This window comes from Qipengyuania sp. B-5 (assembly GCF_056857815.1).
Window position 1 is genome coordinate 111,798 of the sequence record NZ_JBSXNU010000035.1, and the last position, 22,257, is coordinate 134,054.

At 61.4% G+C, this 22,257-nt stretch carries 25 protein-coding genes and 1 tRNA gene; 18 read left to right on the forward strand and 8 right to left on the reverse strand.

What is annotated here, in order from left to right; all coding sequences use genetic code 11:
* Nucleotides 1–14: 14 nt before the first annotated feature.
* Together AC13CE_RS05065 and ubiB are read left to right on the forward strand one after the other, a co-directional pair.
* On the forward strand, nucleotides 15–746 hold the full coding sequence (locus AC13CE_RS05065; RefSeq protein ID WP_482971727.1) for a class I SAM-dependent methyltransferase: 732 nt from the start codon (nucleotides 15–17) through the stop codon (nucleotides 744–746).
* 2 nt (nucleotides 747–748) lie between these two features.
* Nucleotides 749–2,311: a 2-polyprenylphenol 6-hydroxylase gene (gene ubiB, locus AC13CE_RS05070; protein ID WP_482971728.1), complete on the forward strand. Its 1,563-nt coding sequence runs from the start codon at nucleotides 749–751 to the stop codon at nucleotides 2,309–2,311.
* Here the strand turns inward: ubiB and AC13CE_RS05075 are convergent.
* Nucleotides 2,289–2,690, reverse strand: a complete 402-nt coding sequence (locus tag AC13CE_RS05075; RefSeq protein WP_482971729.1) for a hypothetical protein — start codon at nucleotides 2,688–2,690, stop codon at nucleotides 2,289–2,291. The two genes, ubiB and AC13CE_RS05075, sit on opposite strands and share 23 nt — an antisense overlap.
* A 120-nt stretch (nucleotides 2,691–2,810) precedes the next feature.
* Here AC13CE_RS05075 and AC13CE_RS05080 point away from each other — a divergent pair, with 120 nt between their 5' ends.
* Together AC13CE_RS05080 and dut are read left to right on the forward strand one after the other, a co-directional pair.
* Complete coding sequence (locus AC13CE_RS05080; protein WP_482971730.1) at nucleotides 2,811–4,589, forward strand: bifunctional phosphopantothenoylcysteine decarboxylase/phosphopantothenate synthase; 1,779 nt, start codon at nucleotides 2,811–2,813, stop codon at nucleotides 4,587–4,589.
* Nucleotides 4,582–5,043 (forward strand): dUTP diphosphatase, encoded by a 462-nt coding sequence (gene dut / locus AC13CE_RS05085; protein WP_482971731.1) that lies wholly within the window; start codon nucleotides 4,582–4,584, stop codon nucleotides 5,041–5,043. The genes AC13CE_RS05080 and dut overlap by 8 nt, the downstream gene beginning before the upstream one ends.
* Before the next feature lie 7 nt (nucleotides 5,044–5,050).
* Here the strand turns inward: dut and AC13CE_RS05090 are convergent, their stop codons facing one another.
* The gene (locus AC13CE_RS05090) at nucleotides 5,051–5,596 is read right to left on the reverse strand and encodes a hypothetical protein (RefSeq protein ID WP_482971732.1); all 546 of its coding nucleotides are present in this window, start codon (nucleotides 5,594–5,596) and stop codon (nucleotides 5,051–5,053) included.
* A gap of 120 nt (nucleotides 5,597–5,716) precedes the next feature.
* Between AC13CE_RS05090 and AC13CE_RS05095 the strand changes: the two genes are divergently transcribed.
* On the forward strand, nucleotides 5,717–6,739 hold the full coding sequence (locus AC13CE_RS05095) for a winged helix-turn-helix domain-containing protein (protein WP_482971733.1): 1,023 nt from the start codon (nucleotides 5,717–5,719) through the stop codon (nucleotides 6,737–6,739).
* Nucleotides 6,740–6,805: 66 nt separating this feature from the next.
* Here the strand turns inward: AC13CE_RS05095 and AC13CE_RS05100 are convergent, their stop codons facing one another.
* Complete coding sequence (locus AC13CE_RS05100) at nucleotides 6,806–7,528, reverse strand: DUF4136 domain-containing protein (protein ID WP_247710541.1); 723 nt, start codon at nucleotides 7,526–7,528, stop codon at nucleotides 6,806–6,808.
* A gap of 259 nt (nucleotides 7,529–7,787) precedes the next feature.
* Here AC13CE_RS05100 and AC13CE_RS05105 point away from each other — a divergent pair, with 259 nt between their 5' ends.
* Nucleotides 7,788–8,534, forward strand: a complete 747-nt coding sequence (locus AC13CE_RS05105) for a YebC/PmpR family DNA-binding transcriptional regulator (RefSeq protein ID WP_221541303.1) — start codon at nucleotides 7,788–7,790, stop codon at nucleotides 8,532–8,534.
* 119 nt (nucleotides 8,535–8,653) lie between these two features.
* Entirely contained in the window at nucleotides 8,654–9,127 is a 474-nt protein-coding gene (gene ruvC, locus AC13CE_RS05110; RefSeq protein WP_221541304.1) for a crossover junction endodeoxyribonuclease RuvC, read from the forward strand.
* Nucleotides 9,128–9,212: 85 nt separating this feature from the next.
* Here the strand turns inward: ruvC and AC13CE_RS05115 are convergent, their stop codons facing one another.
* The gene (locus AC13CE_RS05115) at nucleotides 9,213–10,493 is read right to left on the reverse strand and encodes a serine hydrolase domain-containing protein (protein ID WP_482971734.1); all 1,281 of its coding nucleotides are present in this window, start codon (nucleotides 10,491–10,493) and stop codon (nucleotides 9,213–9,215) included.
* Between the two features lie 154 nt (nucleotides 10,494–10,647).
* Here AC13CE_RS05115 and AC13CE_RS05120 point away from each other — a divergent pair, with 154 nt between their 5' ends.
* Nucleotides 10,648–10,998, forward strand: coding sequence for an ArsC family reductase (locus tag AC13CE_RS05120; RefSeq protein WP_221541305.1), 351 nt, complete (start codon nucleotides 10,648–10,650; stop codon nucleotides 10,996–10,998).
* Here the strand turns inward: AC13CE_RS05120 and AC13CE_RS05125 are convergent.
* A complete protein-coding gene (locus tag AC13CE_RS05125) occupies nucleotides 10,992–11,159 on the reverse strand; it encodes a hypothetical protein (protein WP_482971735.1) in 168 nt (55 codons plus the stop codon). The two genes, AC13CE_RS05120 and AC13CE_RS05125, sit on opposite strands and share 7 nt — an antisense overlap.
* Here AC13CE_RS05125 and AC13CE_RS05130 point away from each other — a divergent pair.
* A complete protein-coding gene (locus AC13CE_RS05130) occupies nucleotides 11,158–12,204 on the forward strand; it encodes a glycerophosphodiester phosphodiesterase family protein (protein WP_482971736.1) in 1,047 nt (348 codons plus the stop codon). The genes AC13CE_RS05125 and AC13CE_RS05130 overlap by 2 nt on opposite strands.
* On the opposite strand, the gene ubiG is transcribed toward AC13CE_RS05130, so the two are convergent.
* Nucleotides 12,185–12,943, reverse strand: a complete 759-nt coding sequence (gene ubiG, locus AC13CE_RS05135) for a bifunctional 2-polyprenyl-6-hydroxyphenol methylase/3-demethylubiquinol 3-O-methyltransferase UbiG (protein WP_482971737.1) — start codon at nucleotides 12,941–12,943, stop codon at nucleotides 12,185–12,187. The two genes, AC13CE_RS05130 and ubiG, sit on opposite strands and share 20 nt — an antisense overlap.
* A gap of 53 nt (nucleotides 12,944–12,996) precedes the next feature.
* Between ubiG and AC13CE_RS05140 the strand changes: the two genes are divergently transcribed.
* Nucleotides 12,997–14,277: an aspartate kinase gene (locus AC13CE_RS05140; protein ID WP_473820562.1), complete on the forward strand. Its 1,281-nt coding sequence runs from the start codon at nucleotides 12,997–12,999 to the stop codon at nucleotides 14,275–14,277.
* Entirely contained in the window at nucleotides 14,274–15,437 is a 1,164-nt protein-coding gene (gene purT / locus AC13CE_RS05145; RefSeq protein ID WP_482971738.1) for a formate-dependent phosphoribosylglycinamide formyltransferase, read from the forward strand. The genes AC13CE_RS05140 and purT overlap by 4 nt, the downstream gene beginning before the upstream one ends.
* Before the next feature lie 9 nt (nucleotides 15,438–15,446).
* On the opposite strand, the gene AC13CE_RS05150 is transcribed toward purT, so the two are convergent.
* Nucleotides 15,447–15,926, reverse strand: coding sequence for a glycine zipper 2TM domain-containing protein (locus tag AC13CE_RS05150; RefSeq protein WP_482971739.1), 480 nt, complete (start codon nucleotides 15,924–15,926; stop codon nucleotides 15,447–15,449).
* 155 nt (nucleotides 15,927–16,081) lie between these two features.
* Between AC13CE_RS05150 and AC13CE_RS05155 the strand changes: the two genes are divergently transcribed.
* From AC13CE_RS05155 to AC13CE_RS05180, 6 genes are all read left to right on the forward strand, one after another.
* On the forward strand, nucleotides 16,082–17,098 hold the full coding sequence (locus tag AC13CE_RS05155; protein ID WP_473820559.1) for an NAD(P)H-dependent flavin oxidoreductase: 1,017 nt from the start codon (nucleotides 16,082–16,084) through the stop codon (nucleotides 17,096–17,098).
* A 1-nt stretch (nucleotide 17,099) separates the two neighbouring features.
* On the forward strand, nucleotides 17,100–17,426 hold the full coding sequence (locus tag AC13CE_RS05160) for a hypothetical protein (protein ID WP_221541312.1): 327 nt from the start codon (nucleotides 17,100–17,102) through the stop codon (nucleotides 17,424–17,426).
* 71 nt (nucleotides 17,427–17,497) lie between these two features.
* Nucleotides 17,498–18,352 carry a formyltetrahydrofolate deformylase gene (gene purU / locus AC13CE_RS05165; RefSeq protein WP_221541313.1) on the forward strand — a complete coding sequence of 285 codons (855 nt, stop codon included), beginning with the start codon at nucleotides 17,498–17,500 and terminating at the stop codon, nucleotides 18,350–18,352.
* Nucleotides 18,353–18,461: 109 nt separating this feature from the next.
* Nucleotides 18,462–19,337: a dienelactone hydrolase family protein gene (locus tag AC13CE_RS05170; protein WP_221541314.1), complete on the forward strand. Its 876-nt coding sequence runs from the start codon at nucleotides 18,462–18,464 to the stop codon at nucleotides 19,335–19,337.
* Nucleotides 19,338–19,436: 99 nt separating this feature from the next.
* The gene (locus AC13CE_RS05175; protein WP_221541315.1) at nucleotides 19,437–20,444 is read left to right on the forward strand and encodes an SPFH domain-containing protein; all 1,008 of its coding nucleotides are present in this window, start codon (nucleotides 19,437–19,439) and stop codon (nucleotides 20,442–20,444) included.
* A 7-nt stretch (nucleotides 20,445–20,451) separates the two neighbouring features.
* The gene (locus tag AC13CE_RS05180) at nucleotides 20,452–20,907 is read left to right on the forward strand and encodes an NfeD family protein (protein ID WP_221541316.1); all 456 of its coding nucleotides are present in this window, start codon (nucleotides 20,452–20,454) and stop codon (nucleotides 20,905–20,907) included.
* Between the two features lie 6 nt (nucleotides 20,908–20,913).
* On the opposite strand, the gene AC13CE_RS05185 is transcribed toward AC13CE_RS05180, so the two are convergent.
* The gene (locus AC13CE_RS05185) at nucleotides 20,914–21,864 is read right to left on the reverse strand and encodes a complex I NDUFA9 subunit family protein (protein ID WP_221541317.1); all 951 of its coding nucleotides are present in this window, start codon (nucleotides 21,862–21,864) and stop codon (nucleotides 20,914–20,916) included.
* Nucleotides 21,865–22,046: 182 nt separating this feature from the next.
* Between AC13CE_RS05185 and AC13CE_RS05190 the strand changes: the two genes are divergently transcribed.
* A tRNA-Leu gene (locus AC13CE_RS05190) sits at nucleotides 22,047–22,133 on the forward strand.
* Nucleotides 22,134–22,257 lie beyond the last annotated feature (124 nt).

Below are 22,257 nucleotides of genomic sequence, written 5' to 3' on the forward strand. Positions count from 1 at the left end.
TAAGGCTCGCCTCCATGAGTGACACCGTTTCCTTCGGCTACGAAGACATCGACGCATCCGAAAAGACCGGCCGCGTGGGCGAGGTCTTTTCCAGCGTTGCCGCCAAATACGACGTGATGAACGACGCCATGAGCGCCGGAATGCACCGGCTCTGGAAAGACCGCTTCGTCAAGCGCGTGAAGCCGCAGGCGGGCGAACAGATCCTCGACATGGCAGGCGGCACGGGCGACATCGCGTTCCGTATGGCGGACAAGGGTGCAAGCGTCACCGTGTCCGACATCAACCAGGAAATGCTCGACGTCGGCATCGAACGCGCGATGGAGCGGGGGATCGACGGGCTGGTGTGGTCTCGTCAGAATGCCGAGGAACTGGCTTTCAGCAGTCGCACTTTCGATGCCTACACCATCGTGTTCGGCATCCGCAACGTGACCTTCATCGACAAGGCCCTCAAGGAAGCGCACCGCGTTCTGAAGTTCGGTGGACGGTTCTACTGCATGGAATTCAGCCAGACCGACTGGCCCGGCTTCAAGGAAGTCTACGACCTCTATTCGCACAAAGTCATGCCGCAGATCGGCAAGGCGATTGCTGGTGACGAGGACAGCTATCGCTACCTGGCCGAGTCGATCCGCCGGTTCCCCAAGCCACCCGAGTTCGAGGCCATGATCCGCGATGCGGGCTTCGAGAACACACGTGTCGAGAAAATCCTCGGCGGCGCGGTAAACATCCACTCGGGGTGGAAAGTCTAGCGGTGACACGGCCCGCAACGCATATCTGGCGGCTCTTGAAATGGGGCCGCACGCTTGCGCGGCATGGCGCGCTGCGCGGGATCGAGCGTGATCCGAATACGCCGCCGCCGGTCAAGCGGTTGGCGCGGATCGCGCGTTTCGGAACGGTTCAGCCGAAGGAGCCGGATTATGCGGGCGCCTTCAAGGATATCGGTCCGGCAGCGATCAAACTCGGGCAGACGCTGGCAACCAGACCCGACCTTGTCGGCGAGGAAGCGGCGCGCAACCTCCTGAGCCTGCAGGATAACCTGCCGCCGGTCGATTTCGCGGAAATCAAGGCGAGTATCGAGGCGAGCTTCGAACAGCCGCTCGAAGCGCTCTATGCCGAATTCGATCCGGTGCCCATCGGGGCAGCCTCGATCGCGCAGGTACACCGTGCAGTGACGACCGAGGGCCGCGAAGTTGCGGTCAAGGTGCTGCGCCCCGGCGTGCGTGAACGCTTTGCGCGCGACATCGACACCTACGAATGGGCCGCCGCGCATCTCGAAAGCTTCGGCGGTGAGGCCGCGCGCCTCCGCCCACGCCTGACCATCGCCAATTTCAAGCGCTGGACCAATCGCGAACTCGACCTTCGGCGCGAGGCGGCGAGCGCTTCCGAATTGGCCGAACACATGGTCGGCACCGAGAAATACGAGATTCCAGATATCGACTGGGACAGGACCAATGGCCGGGTCATGACCATCGACTGGATCGACGGCATCAAGATCAGCGACACCGAAGCGCTGATTGCCGCAGGCCACGACATGGACGATCTGGCCAGCCGGCTCGTGCTTGCCTTCCTCAAACAGGCTATCGCGGCCGGATTTTTCCACGCCGACATGCATCAGGGGAATTTATTCGTTAAGCCCGACGGGACCATCGCGGCAATCGATTTCGGCATCATGGGGAGAATCGACCGGCGCGCGCGTATGTGGCTGGCGGAGATTCTCTATGGCCTGACCACGGGCAATTACCGCCGCGTTGCCGAGATTCATTTCGAGGCGCAATATGTGCCCAGCTATCACAATGTCGACGAGTTCGCGACGGCGCTGAGGGCGGTGGGCGAGCCGATGCGCGGCAAGCCGGTGAGCGAACTCAGCGTCGGCCAGATGCTTGACGGGCTGTTCGCGATCACCCGCGATTTCGACATGCAGACCCAGCCCCATCTGCTGCTGCTGCAGAAGACCATGGTGATGGTCGAAGGCATCGCCACCCAGCTCAATCCCAAGATCAACATGTGGGACGTCTCCGCCCCCTATGTCCGCAGCTGGATTCGCGACGAACTCGGTCCCGAAGCCGCCATCGCCGATCGGATTCGCGAAGATACCGAAACGCTGCTGCGGATTCCCGAACTTGTCCGCCGGATCGAGGACCGTTTTCCCGCCCGGGGCGGCGCGCCCGAACCGCCGCCGCTGCCTGAAATCCCGATCGAATTCGGGCCGGGAGCCCCCAAGCGCAAGAAACGCGGCTGGATCGGCTATGTCGCTGCGGCAGCCTTGGGCGGCATCGCGTCCTGGGCCGCTGTCACACAGGGTCTGCTGGGCTGATTCCGCCGAAGGGAAAGACCTTGATTGCGAGCGCGATCACGATGACGTGAAGCGCTTCGACGGTCATGGGCTGCCACCAGCCGTCGTAATCGCCGATCACCACGAGGTTCACCAGTCGCCCGGTGAACGCGATGGCGAAGAGCGCAAGCGCGGGCCACAACACGTCTCCGCGCCGCTTCCATGCGCCGATACCCATGCTGATCGCAGCGACCCAGAAGAAGGCGGTGAAGTCTCCCCGCATGGCCGATAGCCCCATCGGGGTGGACGAGTGCAGCCCGAAATCGGCGCCCGCGGTGGCGGGATCGACGAAAAAGCTGACCCCCAAAATCAGGTCGAGCAGCGCACCGAGCGCAAGCAGACCGGCGAGTATGAAATGCATGGTGAAACTCCCCCGTTACGGATTTCTAAACCATAGGCTGGCAAGGATGAGCTTGAATAGTGTGCTTATGCGCGCTGGAAATGACGGACAGGGGGCGCTAGCAAGCGCATCGATGACGCAATGGGAATTCACCAGCCGATCCGCGCGAGCCAGTCAGCGCGACATGAAGACAACAGGCAGGGGCGCGTGAGCGGTCCCAGGATCCTGCTCGTCATCGGGGGTGGCATCGCCGCCTACAAGAGCTGCGAACTTGTGCGCCTCATCAAGAAGGCGGGGGGCGATGTCACCTGCGTCCTGACAGAAGGCGGCCAGCAATTCGTCACACCCATGGCGCTTGCCGCGCTGAGCGAGAACAAGGTCTATACCTCGCTTTTCGACCTCAAGGACGAGGTAGAGATGGGGCATATCCAGCTTTCACGGCAGGCCGATCTCGTCGTCGTCTGCCCGGCCACGGCGGACCTCCTTGCAAAGATGGCTGCGGGCATCGCCGACGATCTCGCCACCACTCTGATCCTCGCCACCGACAAGCCGGTCGTGACCGTGCCCGCCATGAACGTGCGCATGTGGGAGCATTCGGCGACACAGCGGAATGCCGAATGGCTCCGTCAGGCGGGCGTCACCGTGATGGATCCTGACGAAGGCGCGATGGCGTGCGGGGAATTCGGTCCCGGACGCCTGCCGGAACCGGCGGCGATCCTCCAGAAGATCGCCGAACAGCTCGATCTGGATATCGACCTGCCCGAACTCGCCCCGCCTGCCCCGCAACTTTCGCCGCCATCTGCCGATCCAGAGAGCGATGAGGACGGTGAGCCGGTAGAAGCGGACGAACACGAATACGACGAAGAGAAGTCTTCCTATAGCGGTTCGGGACTCGGCAGCCTGCTCAATGCGATCATCCCGCGCAGCACAGCAAAGCGCACCCAGGAAGAGGTCGAGCAGGATTTCGACGAGGAGGAATTCGAGGAAGTCGATTTCGACGCCGACGCGTTCGAGGAGCCCGAGTTCAATCCGGATCTCGGAGGGCCGCTGCTTGCCAAGAAGGGCGCGGCTGTGTCTGCGCCGCCGACGGACAAGGAAGCGATCAACCATACCGTTGCGCGGCAGGATGCGCGCGCCATGCCGCAGCCGATTCCCGATGATGCTCAGGTGCTGGATGCATCGGAAGCACTGGCTGCGAATCCGCTCTATGGTCAGGCGATTTTCGACGAAGATCCCGAGCATCGCCCGCTCTACGGTAAGCACGTGCTGGTCACTGCCGGTCCGACTCGCGAGCCGATCGATCCGGTGCGTTACATCGCCAACCGTTCGAGCGGGAAGCAGGGTTTTGCCATCGCTGCCATGGCTGCAGCGGCTGGCGCCCGGGTCACGCTTATTTCCGGTCCCGTGCATCTTCCCACCCCTGTGGGAGTCGATCGCATCGATGTAGAGACCGCAGAAGACATGGCAGAAGAAGTGCGCAATGCGCTGCCCGCCGATGCCGCATTCATGGTCGCCGCCGTGGCCGACTGGAAGAGCCGCCATGTCGCAGGCGAGAAGATGAAGAAGCGCGGCAGCGCACCGCCTGCGCTGATCCTCGCCGAGAATCCGGACATTCTGGCCGCGGTCGCCGCAGGGCGGAAACGCCCGCATCTCCTGATCGGCTTCGCTGCGGAAACCGAAAACGTGGTCGAGAACGCCAAGTCCAAACGCAAGCGCAAGGGTGCCGACTGGATCGTGGCCAACAATGTCGCTGGCGCGGAAGGTGAAAGCGTCATGGGCGGCGATCTGAACCAGGTTCACATCGTCACCTCGGCCGGCGTTGAAAGCCTTGCCGAAATGCCCAAGGAAGACGTCGCCCGCGAGCTGGTACGTCGCGCAGCCGAAGCGCTAGCCGCACCGGAGGAAGATCCGCGTGACTGACCCGGTGCCGGTCCGCATCAAGCGGCTACCGCATGGCCACGGGCTTGACTTGCCGGCCTATGCCACGAGCGGTGCCGCAGGTATGGACGTGCTCTCGGCCGAAAGCGTGACGCTCAAGCCCGGCCAACGTCACGCCGTGACGACAGGTCTGGCAATGGCGATCCAGCAAGGCTTCGAAATTCAGGTCCGCCCCCGCTCGGGGCTCGCGCTCAAGCATGGTATTTCCGTACCCAACACTCCGGGTACGATCGACAGCGACTATCGCGGTGAATTGAAGATCATTCTCATCAACCACGGTTCCGACGAATTCACGATTGCGCGCGGCGACCGCGTGGCTCAGCTAGTGCTCGCACCGGTCGTTCAGGCTTCGTGGGACGAAGTCGAAGAGCTCGATGAGACGGCCCGCGGCGAAGGCGGCTTCGGCTCCACCGGCGGACACGCGCAGCTGGTCTAACACCGCATTACATCTTCGCGCGCTGGTTCGCCGCGTGAAAACATGCGGCAGAGGCACCCCAGATCAAGGCGAAAAAACTCAGCACACCCCATTCTATGGCGTGCCCGGGCATGATCCATAATCCTGCTGCGACACCGACCGCGAACTGACCAGCGGAAAGCGCGGCCATAATCCAGCGCATGATCGAGGGGCGGAACCACACGAGGAAGCTGGCGACTATCGCGACGCCAACCAATGCAATGAAAATGAGGTTGGTCGGTTCGTCTTCGCTCCCCAGCATTCCCACTGCGCCATTGATCCATACTGTCAGGAAGCCGCCCAGTGCCGCGATCCCTATCCCCGACCGATGCGGAGCGTTGCGCCCAACCCTGAAGGCGATCTCGCCCCCGATTCCCAGCGCCGCAAGAATTATTCCTGCAAATACGAAATCGGATGCCGTCCAGTCGACCTCCGGACTGAACCGCATTGCAATCGCCGGGAGGATCAGGAGTGCGACGAGCGCCCCCCATCCGGCGATGCGCCAACCATTGAGTGTTTTACCGGCTTCAAACATGAACGTTCTCCCTTTTGATCTGACGATGCCTAACCGGCGCCTGGGTGAGCGGCATGAGCAATTTCTGGGCAATTGCTGAAACCCTTCCTCAGAAGCCAATCATCGCCTAACCAGCGGGCGATGGGAGACACTTCCGCACCCTTATGCTTTGGCTGCTTCACGCTTGATTTCGCCAACCGGCAGCTTCTGCGCGATGGGATAGAAGTCGAACTGGGCAGCCGCTATTTCGACGCGCTGGCGCTGCTCGCACGCAGCCCTGGGGCGCTGGTTTCCAAAGATCGCTTCATGGAAGAGGTTTGGAAAGGTATCCCGGTCACTGATGAGGCGCTAACCCAGTGTATTCGTACGCTGCGCCGCTCGCTGGGCGACGAGGCATCCTCTCCGCGTTTCATCGAAACGGTGCCCAAGCACGGCTATCGTTTCGTGGCCGATATCTCTGAAGCCCCTGGTGCGCCCCGACTGGCGAGCCCACAATCGCCAGCCGCACGAGTGGCAGGAGCGACCACGATGGGAGCTTTGGCGGCAGGCTTGTTGGGGGGATTGTTTTACGGGATTACCGGAACCACCGGCGGGGCGGCCGGGATAGCGACACTCATCCTTCTTTCAGCCACTCTCGCAGTGCTTGGCGGTGCGGCGATCGGCACCGGAATGGCACTGGCCACACTCTGGCGCGGCGAGAAGGGTTGGGCCGTCATTCCGGGCGGTGCCGCAGGCGGGATTGTTATCGGCGCGCTGGGATCGGCGCTGGCAGCACACGGAATGCAATCGCTGACCGGAGTGTTTCCGGGCCGGGTCACGGGAATGTTCGAGGGAATGGCATTGGGTAGCGCCGTCGCTGCCAGTTTGCAGATCGTGCTGCGTGCGAACCTGTCGCAGGCTACGGCGATTGTATCAGCTACGCTTGTCGGCGCATCGTTCACCGGCCTGACGGCTCTTGCCGGAGGCTCGTTCCTGGGAGGGACCCTCGCCTTGCTCGAAGCGCAATTCCCGGCTTCGCACTTACAGATGGCGGATGTTGGAGCACTCTTCGGAGACGAAGGTTTTGGAGAATCCAGCCGATTCTTCACCGCGATGATCGAGGGCTCAGTCTTCGCATCGGCTATCGTCTATGCGAATCTGGTGTGGCGAACTCGCAGCAAATAAAAAGGCGGCCCGATCCGCGGCCGCCTTACCTCGGTGGTTCCCGTCCAAAAGAGAATAACTCTTCCGTTAGTCGATCCGGCGGACAGTATTCTCGTCTTCGGGCTTGACCGAGATGCGCACCGTTTCGCCCGAATTTCCTGGGAAGTCGGTGAACATGGCCTCGACCAGATTAGGGACGAGATACTGCAAGCGGTTAGAAGTGGACAGGGCCTGTGCCTTGCCTTCGAACAGACGCTCGCCCGTGGCTGCACGGTCGATCTTCATATCGATGCCGCTGGTATAGACCGTGTAGCTGGTCACGTCCGGACCACCGAACCAGGGATCGTAGAAGCCGTAGCCCCAGCGGCTGCCGACATAGCCGGCACGGATCAGGCGGCCGTCGCGTGTGCGATAATAGCGCGGACGATAGAAGGGCGAACGATAGCCGCGCCAAGGCGAATAGAATGGGTCATGGAAGCCCGTGCTGCGCACACGCTCCCGTCCGTTATCGACACCGTAATCGAAGCGAACCAGCAAGGTGGCATCTTCAGGTGAAGCGGCCTCTGCATAGCCCAGTCGAGCCATTTGTGCTTCGACTAAGTCAGCGTATTGCGAGAATTCGAGACCGCCAGCCAACGCAGGATCATCGGCCACCACGGCAAAGCTTTCACCTTGCGGAGCGGGCAGCTGCGTCTGGAAGCGCGATACATCGGCCTGGAACGGCGTGGCGCAGGCGGCAAGGCCTGCAAGGATCATGGGAACGGAGGCCAGCTTGAGTTTGCGCCCCCAACCCTTCGAACGGGTAGTCATAGCTTGGGTCCTTTCGTATCGCGCGTCGGCGCCGCCGTGTGCGAAGCCCTTGATGCACGATAGTTTCATAACTGTCGCCGTGTGCCAATTCCCCATGGCATTCTTCCAGCGAATGATCAGTCTTTTACGCCTTTTGCCATGAACGCCCATTGAATGCGCGGATTCACAAAAGATGCACCGCTCGCGAGGCTTGTCGGAGGGACCGGGAAGCGGCTAAGGGACCGCACGATTACAAACAATCAGGCGGCAAGCGAGACCCATGGCAGGCCATTCCAAGTTCAAGAATATCATGCACCGCAAGGGCGCGCAGGACAAGAAGCGCTCGAACCTTTTTTCCAAGCTGAGCCGCGAAATTACCGTGGCGGCAAAGATGGGTATGCCCGATCCGGACATGAATCCGCGCCTGCGCCTCGCGGTCAATGCGGCCAAGGCGCAGTCGATGCCCAAGGACAATATCCAGCGCGCAATCGACAAGGCCTCTGCCAGCGATGGCGAGAATTACGAGGAAGTGCGTTACGAGGGTTACGGCCCCGGCGGCAGCGCGATCATCGTTGAAGCGCTGACCGATAACCGCAACCGCACCGCCACCGCCGTGCGTACCGCCTTCAGCAAGAACGGCGGCAACCTTGGCACCGAGGGCAGTGTCCAGCACGGCTTCGAACGTGTCGGCCTGATCGAATACCCCGCCTCTGCCGGCGACGAGGAGAAAATCCTCGAAGCGGCGATGGAAGCAGGCGCCGAGGACATCGAAAGCTCGGAAGACGGCCACACCATCTGGACTGCCGCCGACGATCTTCATCAGGTGGCTGGCGATCTCGAAAAGTCGCTGGGCGAGGCGGAAAACGTCAAGCTGGCATGGAAGCCGAACATCACCGTCGAGATGGACGAAAAGAACGCCTCGACGCTCATCAAGCTGATCGATGCGCTGGAAGACGATGACGACGTCCAGACAGTCTGGGGAAATTACGAGATTTCGGACGAGGTGATGGACAAGGTCGGAGCCTGAGCGGTCTCGCCGTGAAGGCGCACGAATGGGCGATCGCCATCGTGCTCGGCGCGGCATTCCTGCTTGCTTTGGCGTGGCGCCTCGGATGGCGGATCGGGTTGTAGGAAACGCGTGTAGCAATGATTATCCTCGGCCTCGATCCTTCGCTCAGCTGCACCGGCTGGGGCGTTATCCGCGCCGAAGGTTCGCGCATCACGCATCTCGCCAACGGACAGCTCCCTACCGGGGCGAACCAGCCGATGGCAGAGCGTCTGGCGTTGCTGCAGGCCGGGCTGGCGCGGGTCATAGACGAATACCGTCCCGACCGTGCGGTTGCGGAAGAGATCTTCGTCAACAAGAACCCGCAGTCGACCCTGAAGCTGGCCCAGGCACGCGGCGCAGTGCTGGCCGCCTGCGGTGCGGCTGGCCTGCAGGTCAATGAACATGCGGCGCGGCTGGTCAAGAAGGCCGTGGTCGGCACAGGCGGCGCGGACAAACATCAGGTGCAGGCAATGCTCAAGATATTGCTGCCCGGAGCGACGATCGCGGGAGCCGACGCCGCCGACGCGCTTGCGGTGGCTATTGCCGATGCGCACCTGTGTCCCAGGCATTAAGGGCAGACAGCTGATTCGCTAACCGGCAGCTATCGAGTTTCACCACCAGGAAGCTGAAGTTTTCAGATTTGCCATCTCCATCGGCTCATTCCGACGGAACGCCCGCATAAGTTGCTCCATAGACGGCGATTCGAAAGTCGCGGTGCAGTGCGTTGTCGAACGGGATTTTCTGTGTCGCGAAGACGACCGCCATATCCTGCCCCGGGTCCACCCAGAACAACATGGAAGGTAAGCCGTCCCAGAAGAACTCGCCGACCGTCCCTCTGTTCTCTTCCGCAGACATGGGCGGCGCAGTGCGTACGAAGAAATCGAAGCCAAAGCCTCCCGTTCCCTTGCCCGTCAGCCACGAACGGTCTTCAGGGGTGATGCGCGGATCGAGCATATCGGTGGACATGAGGCGTATCGTCGCCGGCTCCAGGATGCGCTCACCGTCCAGCTCACCCTCGTTCAGCAGCATGCGGGCGAAGCGCATGTAATCGTCCACCGTGGTAACGATCCCCGAGCCGCCCATCGTCATCGGCTTTCCGGCAAAGTTCGCTTGGAGCCAGTCCTCACGCGGCATAGGGTCGAGCGTGCCGTTCTCACCGGCGACGTAGATGCGAGCCAGCCGACCGAGATCGCTTCTGTCGCGCTTCCATCCGCTGTCGGCCATGCCAAGCGGCGCGAATATGTTGGCCGCCACATATTCGTCGAAGGCCATTCCCGACAACACTTCGACGAGCCGCGCCTGTACATCGACGCTGGCGGAATAGATCCAGCGGGTGCCGGGGTCGGCACGCAGCGGAACCTGTGCCATCCTCTCGGAAAACTCGGCGAGGGTATTGTCGGACGAGAGCGGTTCCAGCTGCGCCCAGACCCTGTCCGCCGGTTCGCCTGAATCGCCGTAGGTAAATCCCGCGGTATGGCGCAGCGCGTCGCGCACCGTCGGCGGGCGTGAAGGATCGCGCAGAACCGGATTGCCATCGCTGCCGATATCGGTTGCAACCTGCAAATCCTTGTATTCGGGAAGATGCCAATACAATGGATCGTCCAGCTCGAACCTGCCTTGCTCCCAGAGTTGCATGAGCGCTACGCCGGTCACCGGCTTGGTCATGGAGAAGACCTGTACGAGGGTATCGCGCGCAAAGGGGCGATTATCTTCGCGCGATGCCAATCCCGAGTTCTCGAAACAGGTTTCGCTTCCATCCTTCCAGATCAGGGTCGATGCCCCGACCGCCCTGCCTTCCGTAACCACACTGTCGAGGAAACTTGCGATCGTCGAACAATCCGGAGCGAATGAGGAAACCGGAATTTCGTTCGAAACCGGGACCGTTGCACAGGCAGCCAATCCGATCGCGCTCGCCAGCGCCAGACCTTGTCTTACCATCTACTCCCCCTTCTCCACCCGTTTTGCGCGGTGCGATAGCGTTGCGGCACACGCGATCCCAGCGCCCGTCATTGCCCGTATCGTCGTAGCCGCAATTTTGTGGCATACCCAACCGGACACAAAAACTGTCCAGAATTGAAAAGCCTATAACTCAATGACCAAACTTGCGATGTACGGAATTCCCAACTGCGACACCGTCAAGAAAGCCCGAAAATGGCTCGAGGCGGAGGGCATCGAATATGCGTTCCACGATTACAAGAAGGAGGGCGCCGATCCTGCCAGACTGTCGGCGTGGAGCGACGCGGCGGGATGGGAAGCGTTGCTCAACAGGCGTGGGACGACATTTCGCAAACTGCCCGACGAGGACAAGGCCGATATCGATCGCGTAAAGGCGATCGACTTGATGGTGAAACATCCCAGCATGATAAAGCGCCCGGTGATCGAACACGATGGCGGCATATTGGTGGGCTTTTCGGAAGACGGCTGGTCGGCGGCGCTTCAATAGCCGCTGTCGCTGCCCCAACCCTTGTTGTCACCGGCAGTCAGACCACGGGCGTTTTCTTTCGAACTGCTCGTAATCTGCTGCTTGAGGGATGAGAAATCATTCCCCGATCCGTAGATGAGTCCCACCACGATGGCCGTGCCGATTAGGAGTTTCTTGAACATGGCGAGATTATTTAGCCGATTCGTCCTCAAGATTTCGTTACTATTTATCCTTGCCAGCCCGGCCGCGATCAGTGCCCAGGAGATGCTCGTGATCGCGCATCGCGGTGCAAGCGGGGAGCGGCCCGAGCATACGCTGGCGGCATATGAGAGAGCGATAGACCAGGGCGCCGACTACATCGAACCGGATCTGGTCGTGACCCAGGACCTCCACCTTGTCGCACGCCACGAAAACGAGCTTTCGGATACGACCGACGTCGCGGAGCGCGAGGAATTCGCCGACCGCCGGCGCACCAAGACGATCGATGGCACCATGGTGAGCGGATGGTTCGCCGAAGATTTTACCCTTGCCGAATTGCGCACCGTACGGGCGAAGGAACGCCTGCCCGGCGTCCGGCCAGCCAATGCGCGCTTCGACGGGCTCTATCCCGTGCCGACCTTCGCCGAGATCGTGAAACTGGTGAGAGCCAAACAGGCCGAAACGGGCCGCACCATCGGCCTGTACCCCGAATTGAAGCATCCGACCTTCCTGCTGCAGGAGGCGGGCATCGACAGCGTCGACCTGCTGGTCACCGCGCTGCGCGAAGCCGATCTGGACGATGCGGAAGACGCGGTCTTCGTGCAGAGTTTCGAAGTCGCACCGCTACGCCGATTGGACCGGTTGATCGACGCAAGATTGGTATTGCTTGCCACGCCAGGAAAAGGACCGGCCGACGAACCGGCGCTGCGTTACGAGGATATGCTTTCCCCCAGCGGACTGACCGAGGTGGCCAGCTATGCCGATGCGATAGGTGCGGACTTGCGCCTCCTGCTCAATCCCGATGGGACGCCTACCGGGCTGATCGAAGCGGCGCAGGCAGCCGGGCTGGAAGTTCATGCCTGGACGGTGCGCAAGGAAAACGTCTTCTTGCCGGGGCCGCTGCGCAGTTCAGGCGGCGAGACTGCGCGCGGTAATGTGGAAGCCTTGATCGGCCTCCTCGAAGCGGTCGGTGTCGACGGCTATTTCACCGACGATCCGGCAGTATCGATCAAGCTGCGCGGGCAGTGACGATGTAGTTCAGCGACAGATCGTCCGACAGGTGCAGGCCCTTCATCGGCGAAAATGCGATTCCTTTCGGTTCACCCATGGTGAGACCTGCGGAGGCAAGGATTTCGGACAGTTCATCGGGAGTGACGAAATCGCTCCACTCGTGCGTACCTTTCGGGATCAATCCGAAGCTCTCAGCCGCGCCGATCATCAGCGTGCGCGAGCGCACGGTCCGGTTCGGGGTGGAAAGGACCATCAGCCCGCCTTCGGCCAGCCGGGCCGCCAGTTGCGCGGCGAAAGCCTGCTTGTCGGCGACATGTTCGATCACCTCCATCGCGGTGACGAGATCGAAGATGCCGATGTCATGCCCGGCAAGCTCGCCCGCCATGTAGCGGATATCGAGCCCGCTCCGCCCGGCATGGATCGCTGCAGCCGCCACGTTTTCGGGCGCCGCATCCACTCCGGTCACATCCGCACCCAACCGTGCCAGCGGTTCGCAGAGCAAACCTGCGCCGCATCCCACATCGAGCGCGCTTTTTCCGGCGAGCGGCCGCGTATCGCGAACGTCGCCCGTCCAGTGCAGATCGATCGCCTCGCGCAGGAACTTGAGCCGTACAGGATTGAGCTTGTGCAACATCGCGCTGGATCCCTTCGGATCCCACCAGTCCTTGGCCAGCTTGCCGAAATGCACGGCTTCTTCGGGCCGGATCGTTTGACCGGCTGAAGTATTGCTTGGGAGGCTCGTGGTTGCATCGCTCATGCGCCGTGGCTAGCAGCCATATCCCACGCATTCCAGTACGGAGAGATTCCCGCTTGGCCCGCATCGTGATGAAATTCGGCGGCACCTCCATGGCGGGGACCGAACGCATTCGCCGCGTCGCCAATATCGTGCGCAAGCAGGCGGCGGGCGGCAATCAGGTCGCGGTGGTCGTCAGCGCCATGGCGGGCGAGACCGATCGGCTGGTAAACTTCTGCCGAGAAGCCAACGCGCTTTACGACCCGGCCGAATACGATGTCGTGGTGGCAAGCGGCGAACAGGTCACCTCGGGCCTGCTCGCGCTGACGCTCCAGTCGGTTGGGGCCAGGGCGCGTAGCTGGTTGGGCTGGCAATTGCCGGTCCGGACCATCGAAGCGCATGCCCGGGCGCGGATCGAGGGCATCGATGCGGACGAACTTGTCGCCTCGATGGAGCGCGGCGAGATTGCGGTCATTCCCGGGTTCCAGGGCCTTGCGAAAGACGGGCGTATCACGACACTCGGGCGCGGTGGGTCCGACACTTCTGCAGTAGCAGTGGCAGCGGCTGTCAACGCCGACCGCTGCGACATCTATACCGATGTGGACGGCGTCTATACCACAGACCCGCGGATCGTGGCCAAGGCACGCAAGCTCAAAGCGGTGACCTACGAGGAAATGCTCGAACTGGCGAGTGTGGGGGCCAAGGTGCTGCAGACCCGCAGCGTAGGCCTTGCGATGAAGGAGGGCGTGCGTGTGCAGGTCCTCTCCAGCTTCGTGGGCGACGATGCGATCCCCGCAGACGAACTTCCGGGCACGATGATCGTGTCGGAAGAGGAAATGGACGAATTGGTGGAGAAGGGCGAAGTGGAACGCCAGCACGTAACCGGCATCGCGCACGACAAGAACGAAGCCAAGATCATCCTCACCCGCGTGCCCGACAAGCCGGGTTCGGTGGCGCATATCTTCGAACCGCTCGCGCAGGCCAGCATCAATGTCGATATGATCATCCAGAACGTTGGTCGCGACAAGGGTGAGACCGACGTCACCTTCACCGTGCCCCAGGCCGATCTCGCCCGCGCGCAGGCCCTGCTCGAGGACAGGCGCGACGACATCGGCTATAACCGGCTGATAACCGACAGCAAGATCGCCAAGATTTCCGTGGTCGGTGTCGGCATGAAGAGCCATGCCGGGGTCGCCAGCACCATGTTCCGCGCCCTGTCCGACCGCGGCATCAATATCCAGGCAATCTCGACCAGCGAGATCAAGGTCAGCGTGATGATCGACGAGGACGAGACCGAACTGGCGGTGCGCGTCCTGCACACCGCCTACGGCCTCGATGCGGAGGACGAAGCAGCTTGAGCCACACGGCGAGAATACTCCTTCTCGGGTCCGGCGAACTGGGGCGAGAGTTCGTGATCTCGGCCAAGCGGCTGGGCGCCTATGTAGTGGCCTGCGATTCCTATGACGATGCACCCGCGATGCAGCTGGCAGATAGCCGTGAGGTCTTCTCGATGCTCGACGGCGAAAAGCTGCGCGAGGCCGCCGAGAAGCACCGACCCGACTACATCGTCCCCGAGATCGAGGCGATCCGCACCTCCGTGCTGGCCGAACTGGAGGAGGAAGGCTTCGCTGTCGTCCCCTCGGCTCGCGCTGCCCAGCTGACGATGAATCGCGATGCGATCCGCGATCTTGCCGCGAACGAACTTGGGCTCGTGACGTCGAAATATCGCTACGCCAAGAATCTCGAGGAAGTGCGTGCTGCGGCAGAACACACCGGCTTTCCCTGCGTCATCAAGCCGGTCATGTCGTCATCGGGCAAGGGGCAGAGTACGGTGCGCGAGGCGGCGAAGCTGGAGGAGGCATGGGACTATGCCTGTGCCAACATGCGCGGCGACCGCCAGCGTGTGATTGTCGAACAATTCGTCGACTTCGATTACGAGATCACCCTGCTTACGGTGCGGCACAAGGATGGCGTGACCTTCTGCCCGCCGATCGGGCACCGGCAGGAGCGCGGCGATTACCAGGAAAGCTGGCAGCCCACGCCCATGACCGAAGCGGCGATCGCCAATGCCCAGGAGATGGCACGCAAGGTCGTCGACGAGCTGGGCGGCTATGGTCTGTTCGGGGTCGAATTCTTCGTGAAGGGCGAGGAGGTGATCTTCTCGGAGCTATCACCCCGTCCGCACGACACCGGCATGGTTACGCTGGTCAGCCAGAACCTCACCGAGTTCGACCTGCATACCCGCGCAGTGATGGGGCTGCCCGTCCCGCCTGAAATGCGCGCGCGGCCTTCTGCCAGCGCAGTCATACTCGCCGAGCGAGACAGTACGGCGCTGTCGTATGAATGCCTCGCCGAGGCTCTCGAAGAACCGGGCACCGATCTCAGGATCTTCGCCAAGCCGAGCAGCCGGCCATACCGTCGGATGGGCGTGGCGCTGGCGACCGCAGGCGATACCGACGAGGCACGGCGCAAGGCGCGCGATGCCGCACACAAGGTGCGGATCGTCTACGGCGACTAGCCGCCAGAACTAACGACAGCGGCCCCGTTCGATTTCGCGCCCCAGTAGCGCTCCGCCAGCCGCTCCAAGAATTGTGCCGAGGCTGCGATCACCGCGCGAATCTATTTCACGTCCAAGGATGGCGCCGAGCGCACCGCCTACGATCAGACCCGTAGTGCCATCCCGCTTGCGGCAGTAGACGCGTCCATCGCGGCCTCTCCAGACCCGGGTGTTGCGATAGACCGGTTCACCGTAATATCGACCTTGATGGCGGGAATAGCGGTTGTCGCGGTAGCGGCGCTTTTTCCAGCGATCATCATCGTCGTCATCGTCCTCCCAATCGTCGTCGTCCCAATCACCGTCGTCATCGGAATGATGCCACGCCATTGAAAGGTCGGGACCTGCGTAAGGCGCGTAGCTGTAAACCGGCTCAGCTGCATTGGCGGGTGCGGCAAAAACCATACCGCCGACGGCAAGAGCGAGGAGCGAGCTTGTTGTTTTCCTGAGCATTGGTTCGTCTCCGAATTGCAGTGGGCCCCACTGTCATCGGGAAAACATGAACGGAAGGAGACCGGCTTCGACAGCCTTTGCCCGATCACGGCGAAATGCCTTTTACTTGCGTTCGGTTACTTGCGGACAGGACCGCCCGGTTCTATCCGCCGTCAATGACCGCCTATCCCAAAACCGACCGCCTCATGCAGCGCGGTGCAGATTTTCTCGGTTCACGCTATGCGATCCTGTGCGGCGCAATGAGCTGGGTGTCCGAACGCAACCTCGTATCTGCCATCTCGAACGCCGGGGGCTTCGGCGTGATTGCCTGCGGAGCGATGACGCCCGAGCTGCTCGAGACGGAAATCGCCGAGACGCAGAAGCTGACCGACAAGCCGTTCGGCGTGAACCTCATTACCATGCACCCGCAGCTGTTCGATCTGATCGCGGTCTGCGATGCCGCCGGTGTGAGCCATGTGGTGCTGGCAGGCGGCATTCCCCCAAAGGGCAGTGTCGAAGCCATCAAGGGCGGGAAGAACCCGGCGAAGGTCCTCTGCTTTGCCCCTACGCTTGCTCTCGCCAAGAAACTGCTTCGCTCCGGCGCGGATGCGCTGGTGATCGAAGGTATGGAAGCGGGCGGGCATATCGGCCCAGTATCGACCAGCGTTCTGGCGCAGGAAATTCTTCCCGAATTATCCCAGGACCATATCATTTTCGTGGCCGGCGGGATCGGCCGCGGCAACGCCATGGCAGGGTATCTGGAAATGGGCGCGGCGGGCGTGCAACTCGGAACGCGTTTCGCCTGCGCAAAGGAAAGCATTGCCCACCCGAACTTCAAGAAAGCCTTCTTCCGTGCCAATGCACGCGACGCCATTGCAAGCGTGCAGGTCGATCCGCGCCTGCCGGTGATTCCGGTCCGCGCGCTCAAGAACAAGGGCACGGAGGAATTTACCCGGAAACAGATCGAAGTTGCGCGCGTTCTGGATCGCGAAGAGATCGCAATGGAAGAAGCACAACTACAGATCGAACATTATTGGGCTGGCGCGCTACGCCGCGCCGTCATCGATGGCGATGTCGAAAACGGCAGTCTGATGGCGGGCCAGTCTGTGGGTATGCTCAAGGAAGAAGAGCCGGTCGCGAGTATCATCGCAAAGCTGATGACCCAAAGCGAGGAAGCGCTCACGCGCCGGTAAGGTGAATATCCACCGGCTCGATCTCGACGTCGCAATATATCGCGACCGGGTACAGGTTACCCATCGCGGCACCGACGTTTTCGTCGATCAGAGAGCGAAATATCCCTTTTCGACCGATGGATCGGTGGTAGGGCATCCGCGTTTTCTCGAAGACACGATCGTGCGCGCCATCCGCCAGATCATCAGGGAGGGCGGCTACCTGCTGCGCAATCCCATCGCTCATGTGATCCGCTGCGACGGAATTCTCAACGACGAAGAAAAAGCCATCATCGAGGAAGCACTGCACGAAACGGGCATGAAGGAAGTCATCTTCGAGCTCGATGAGTAGAAACCGCAAGTTTCGCCGGGTCTAGTCGTTCCCGCTTGCGAATGACCGCTGCAAGGCGCCAGGAACCCCGTATGTCAGATACGCTCGTCCTCACGCTGTCCTGCGCCGACCGTCCCGGAATAACCGCGCGCGTCAGCTCCTTCCTGTTCGAACGCGGTGGTAACATCCTCGAAGCGCAGCAGTTCAACGATCGCTCCTCGGACGCCTTTTTCATGCGGGTCGAATTCGACCCAGGCCATGCGAAACTCGACACTCTTCGCAAGCAATTCGCCGATCTGGCCGATGAATTCGCGATGGACTGGAAGCTTACCCTGCGCGACCGGCCAAAGCGCGTGCTGATCATGGTCAGCAAGTTCGACCACTGTCTTGCCGACCTCCTCTACCGCTGGCGGATCGGCGAATTGGCCATGGAGCCCGTGGCAATCATTTCCAACCACCCCCGTGAGGCGATCGAGCATACCCATCTGGGCGATATTCCCTTCCATCATCTTCCAATCACGCCGGAGACGAAACCGGATCAAGAAGCCGAAACAAGAAAGCTCGCCGATCGATACGATGCCGAACTGGTTGTTCTGGCGCGCTACATGCAGATTCTCTCGAACCGGCAGGCGGCGCATTTCGCCGGACGGTGTATCAATATTCACCACTCCTTCCTGCCCGGGTTCAAGGGCGCAAGGCCTTACCATCAGGCCTTCGAGAGAGGCGTCAAGATGATCGGGGCCAGTGCGCATTACGTGACAGCCGATCTCGACGAAGGACCGATCATTCATCAGGCGGTCGAGCCGATCAGCCATGCCGACAGCCCCGATCGGCTGGTCAGCAAAGGCCGGGAAATCGAAAGCCGGGTGCTGGCCGAGGCAGTTCGGCTGCACCTGGAAGAACGCGTGCTCCTCAACGGGCAACGTACGGTAGTCTTCAGAAGCTGATCGACCGCACATAACGAAGTGGGCTGCGCCTCTGCGTACTCATTGGGCCCTTGTCCGATGCGCGCACCTTGCTAGGCTCCTTGGCGGACGGGCGAGTGGAGAGACCTATATGTGCGATCAGCACCAGCTGGCCCGATGGGCAAAGCATAATCTTTCACGCAGGGCTTTCGGAGCAGGCAGTCTTGCCGGTGCCGCCGGGGCGGCTGCCGCCGCCTGCACGCCGATGGATATAAGCACGGGTGAAGACGCTGACGCGGTATCGTCCCGGCAGGTCAGCTTTCGCACACCTTCCGGCACGATGGATGGCGAGTTCTTTCACCTCCAGACGGGAGAAAATCCCGGAGTAATCTTCTGGCCCGATATTGCCGGCATACGGGATGCCAAACGCCAGATGTCTCGGCGTCTTGCCGGGGAAGGCTATGCGGTATTGCTCGTCAATCCATATTACCGCGACGTATCCGGCGAACAGTTTGCCGACTTCGCGACATTCGCTGCGAACGAAGGTTTCCAGAAAGTGGGTCCGTGGCGCGGGAAGCTCGATGCTGCGGCAATCGGCTCGGACGCAAAGGCTGCGGCCGAATGGCTCTTCGGGCAGGACGCCGTCGATACCGGCGCACGTATCGGTACCCAGGGCTATTGTATGGGCGGCCCGTTCACGATCTGGAGCGCGGCCGCAGATAATCGGATCGGTGCGGCATGCAGCTTTCACGGCGGCGGCCTGGTGCGCGATGGCGAGAATAGCCCGCACCGTATGTTGCAGGGCGACGTGCATTATCTCATCGCAATCGCACAGGATGACGATGCCGGAGAACCGGAAGCCAAGACGGCCCTGCGCAACGCGGCTGCGACGGTAGGCGCACCTGCCGAGATAGAGGTCTATCCCGGCGATCACGGTTGGTGCGTGCCCGATAGTCCGGCTTACGATCGTGACGCTGCAGAGCGTGCCTGGGCTCGGTTGCTGGCGACCTATTCAGCGGCGCTTTAACGGAGATGCTAGCCCCAGGCGAAGATACCTGCCGGTTTCGCTTGCGGGCTCACAGTACCGCGTTACCATGGCGCCCACGTAGCCAAGAGGGGTGTGGTAATGGGTAGTACGATTGCACTGACGTTGTTGGTTCTGCTGCTGCTTGTGTTCCTGCTGATGGCAGTACGCGTGGTGAAGCAGGGCTACGTGTACACCATTGAACGCTTCGGCAAATACACCAAGGGGGCAGAGCCGGGATTGCACATCATTACACCGTTCATCGACCGGGTCGGTCACAAGGTGAACATGATGGAACAGGTGCTCGACATCCCGGGCCAGGAAATCATCACCAAGGACAATGCCATGGTGGGCGTGGATGCGGTGGTGTTTTTCCAGGTCCTGGATGCGGGCAAGGCCGCCTATGAAGTTTCCGGCCTGCACAACGCTATCCTCGCCCTGACCACCACCAATCTGCGGACGGTCATGGGTTCGATGGACCTCGATGAAACCCTGTCCAAGCGGGACGAGATCAACGCACGCCTGCTCAGCGTGGTCGACCATGCGACCTCACCTTGGGGCATCAAGATCACCCGCGTGGAGATCAAGGACATCCGTCCGCCGATGGACATCTCCGAAGCCATGGCCCGACAGATGAAGGCGGAGCGCCTGAAGCGTGCCGAGATCCTTGAGGCGGAAGGCGACAAGACAAGTTCCATCCTGCGTGCCGAAGGTCGCAAGCAGTCCGCCATCCTCGAAGCGGAGGGCAAGCGTGAAGCCCAGTTCCGCGATGCAGAAGCGCGCGAACGCGCGGCGGAAGCGGAGGCGAGAGCCACCGAGATGGTCTCCAACGCTATCGCGAGTTCCGGCAACCAGGCGATCAATTATTTCGTGGCGCAGGAATATACCAAGGCAGTCGCGAAATTCGCCGAGAGTCCCAATGCGAAAACCATCCTTTTCCCGGTAGAAGCGACCCAGTTGATCGGTTCGCTCGGCGGGATAGGAGAATTGGTGAAGGGCACCTTCGCGGAGGGTGCGGGAAAAGCCGATACCGGCACAGCCATTCCCGAACCGCGCGAGCGCGCGCCGGTTCGCAATCCCAGCGTACCGCCCACGCGCAATCAGGGCTGAGATCGCGATGGATGGTATCGAAAGCTATTGGATCTGGGTGATACTCGGCCTTTCGCTCGCAGCGCTCGAAATGCTGGTGCCGGGCGTCTATCTCATCTGGCTGGCTCTGGCGGCATTGTCCGTGGCCGTGCTTTCCTTCGTCTCGGGGCCTCCGCTGGCGCTGGAAATTATCTCATTCGTATCGCTGTCGCTGATATTCGCCTTTTCCGCCAAGCGCTGGCTGCGCGACCGGCCGATCGTCTCATCCGATCCCTTGCTCAATAACCGCGCGGGGCGGTTGGTAGGCGAAACGGCACTGGTCACCCAGGCGATCGAAAGCGGGACCGGCCGGGTCAAGGTCGGCGATAGCGAATGGACCGCGCGCGGCGAAGATGCTGAAGCGGGCACCCGCGTTCGGATCACGGGCAATCGCGGAACAGACCTCTTGGTCGAACCGATCGAGCTGCTACGCGACGAGAGCTGAAAGAAACTAGGCGCTCAACCTCTCGGCAAAGCGCCCATGCTTGCGGAAGCGTGTCATCCATTTGTCGAGAAACAGACCGAGCGGCTTGGGCACGATTCCGAACTTTTCGAACCCGGGATATTTATCGCTCACGACATTGCCCTGCTTGAGCAGGTTCCACTGGTCGCTGCCCATCGGAGTACCTGGGAGTGCAGCGAAGATGGCCGACAGGCTGTCGGGCATGGGCAGGAAGGTCCGCTTGCGGCCCTGCGCCGTGGCGATCCTCCGGTTGATCTCCATCATTGTCAGCCTTTCCGGCCCACCGAGTTCGTATGTCTTGCCGCCGTGCGCTCCTGGGTTATCGAGACTCCGCGCGATCACTTCGGCGACATCGTCCACATAGACCAATTGCAGCTCTGCCCCGGGTCCGAAAACCGGCAGTATGGGAAGTTTCGCGATCAGCGTGCCGAACATGTTCAGGAAATTGTCGTCCTTTCCGAACATGATTGAAGGCCGGACTATGGTCGCGTCGGGAAAGGCTTCTTTGACGCGCCGCTCGCCAAGATGCTTCGCGCTGGCATATTCGTTCTCGGCGTCTTCGTCCGGCTCGTCGGCTATAGCGCTCACGTGGACAAAGCTTCGCGCGCCGGTGCCCTTGGCGATCTTGGCCATCCAGCCCGGAGCTTCGCCCATCAGCCTGTGTAGGTCGCCTTCGAAACTGCCAACGAGATTGACCACCGCATCGGCGCCCTCGATGCACCGTTCCACACTGCCGCGATCGGCGGCATCCATCCGGGCGAACTGTAGCTGGCCGAGATTGGCGAGGGGCTTGAGCTTGAAAGCCGCCTGTGGATCACGTCCGCAGATTCTCAGCCTGGCGCCGCGCGACAGAAGCGCCTGCGCCACGTAATTGCCAAGGAAGCCAGTCCCGCCCATCAGCACCACCAGCTTGCCGTTCAATGCGCCGCTCTTTGCCATTTGTCTCGTCTCGAAAATATGCGGAATGGGATACGTCCGCTGCGCCCTAGCCGCAATGCGCTTTCGCCCGCAAGCGCTCGCCCTTCGGATAGAGCAATTTGCGTTGACAAAGTAGCGGCTGCTTCGCTAGTGGCCCGCGCCTACCCGAACCCGGACATGGATGTTCCGTGGATCGATCGTGTGCCCAGATGGCGGAATTGGTAGACGCACCGTCTTCAGGTGGCGGCGCTCGCAAGGGCGTGGAGGTTCGAGTCCTCTTCTGGGCACCAACTCATTGAAATCATTGAATAAATCGTCAGAAACACGGTCCTCGGAGCGTGTTTGCTACGATTCACTGTTACGGTTTGGTGCCCATAGTTCCGGCTTAAGCATCGGAAAAACAGTCAGAAATGG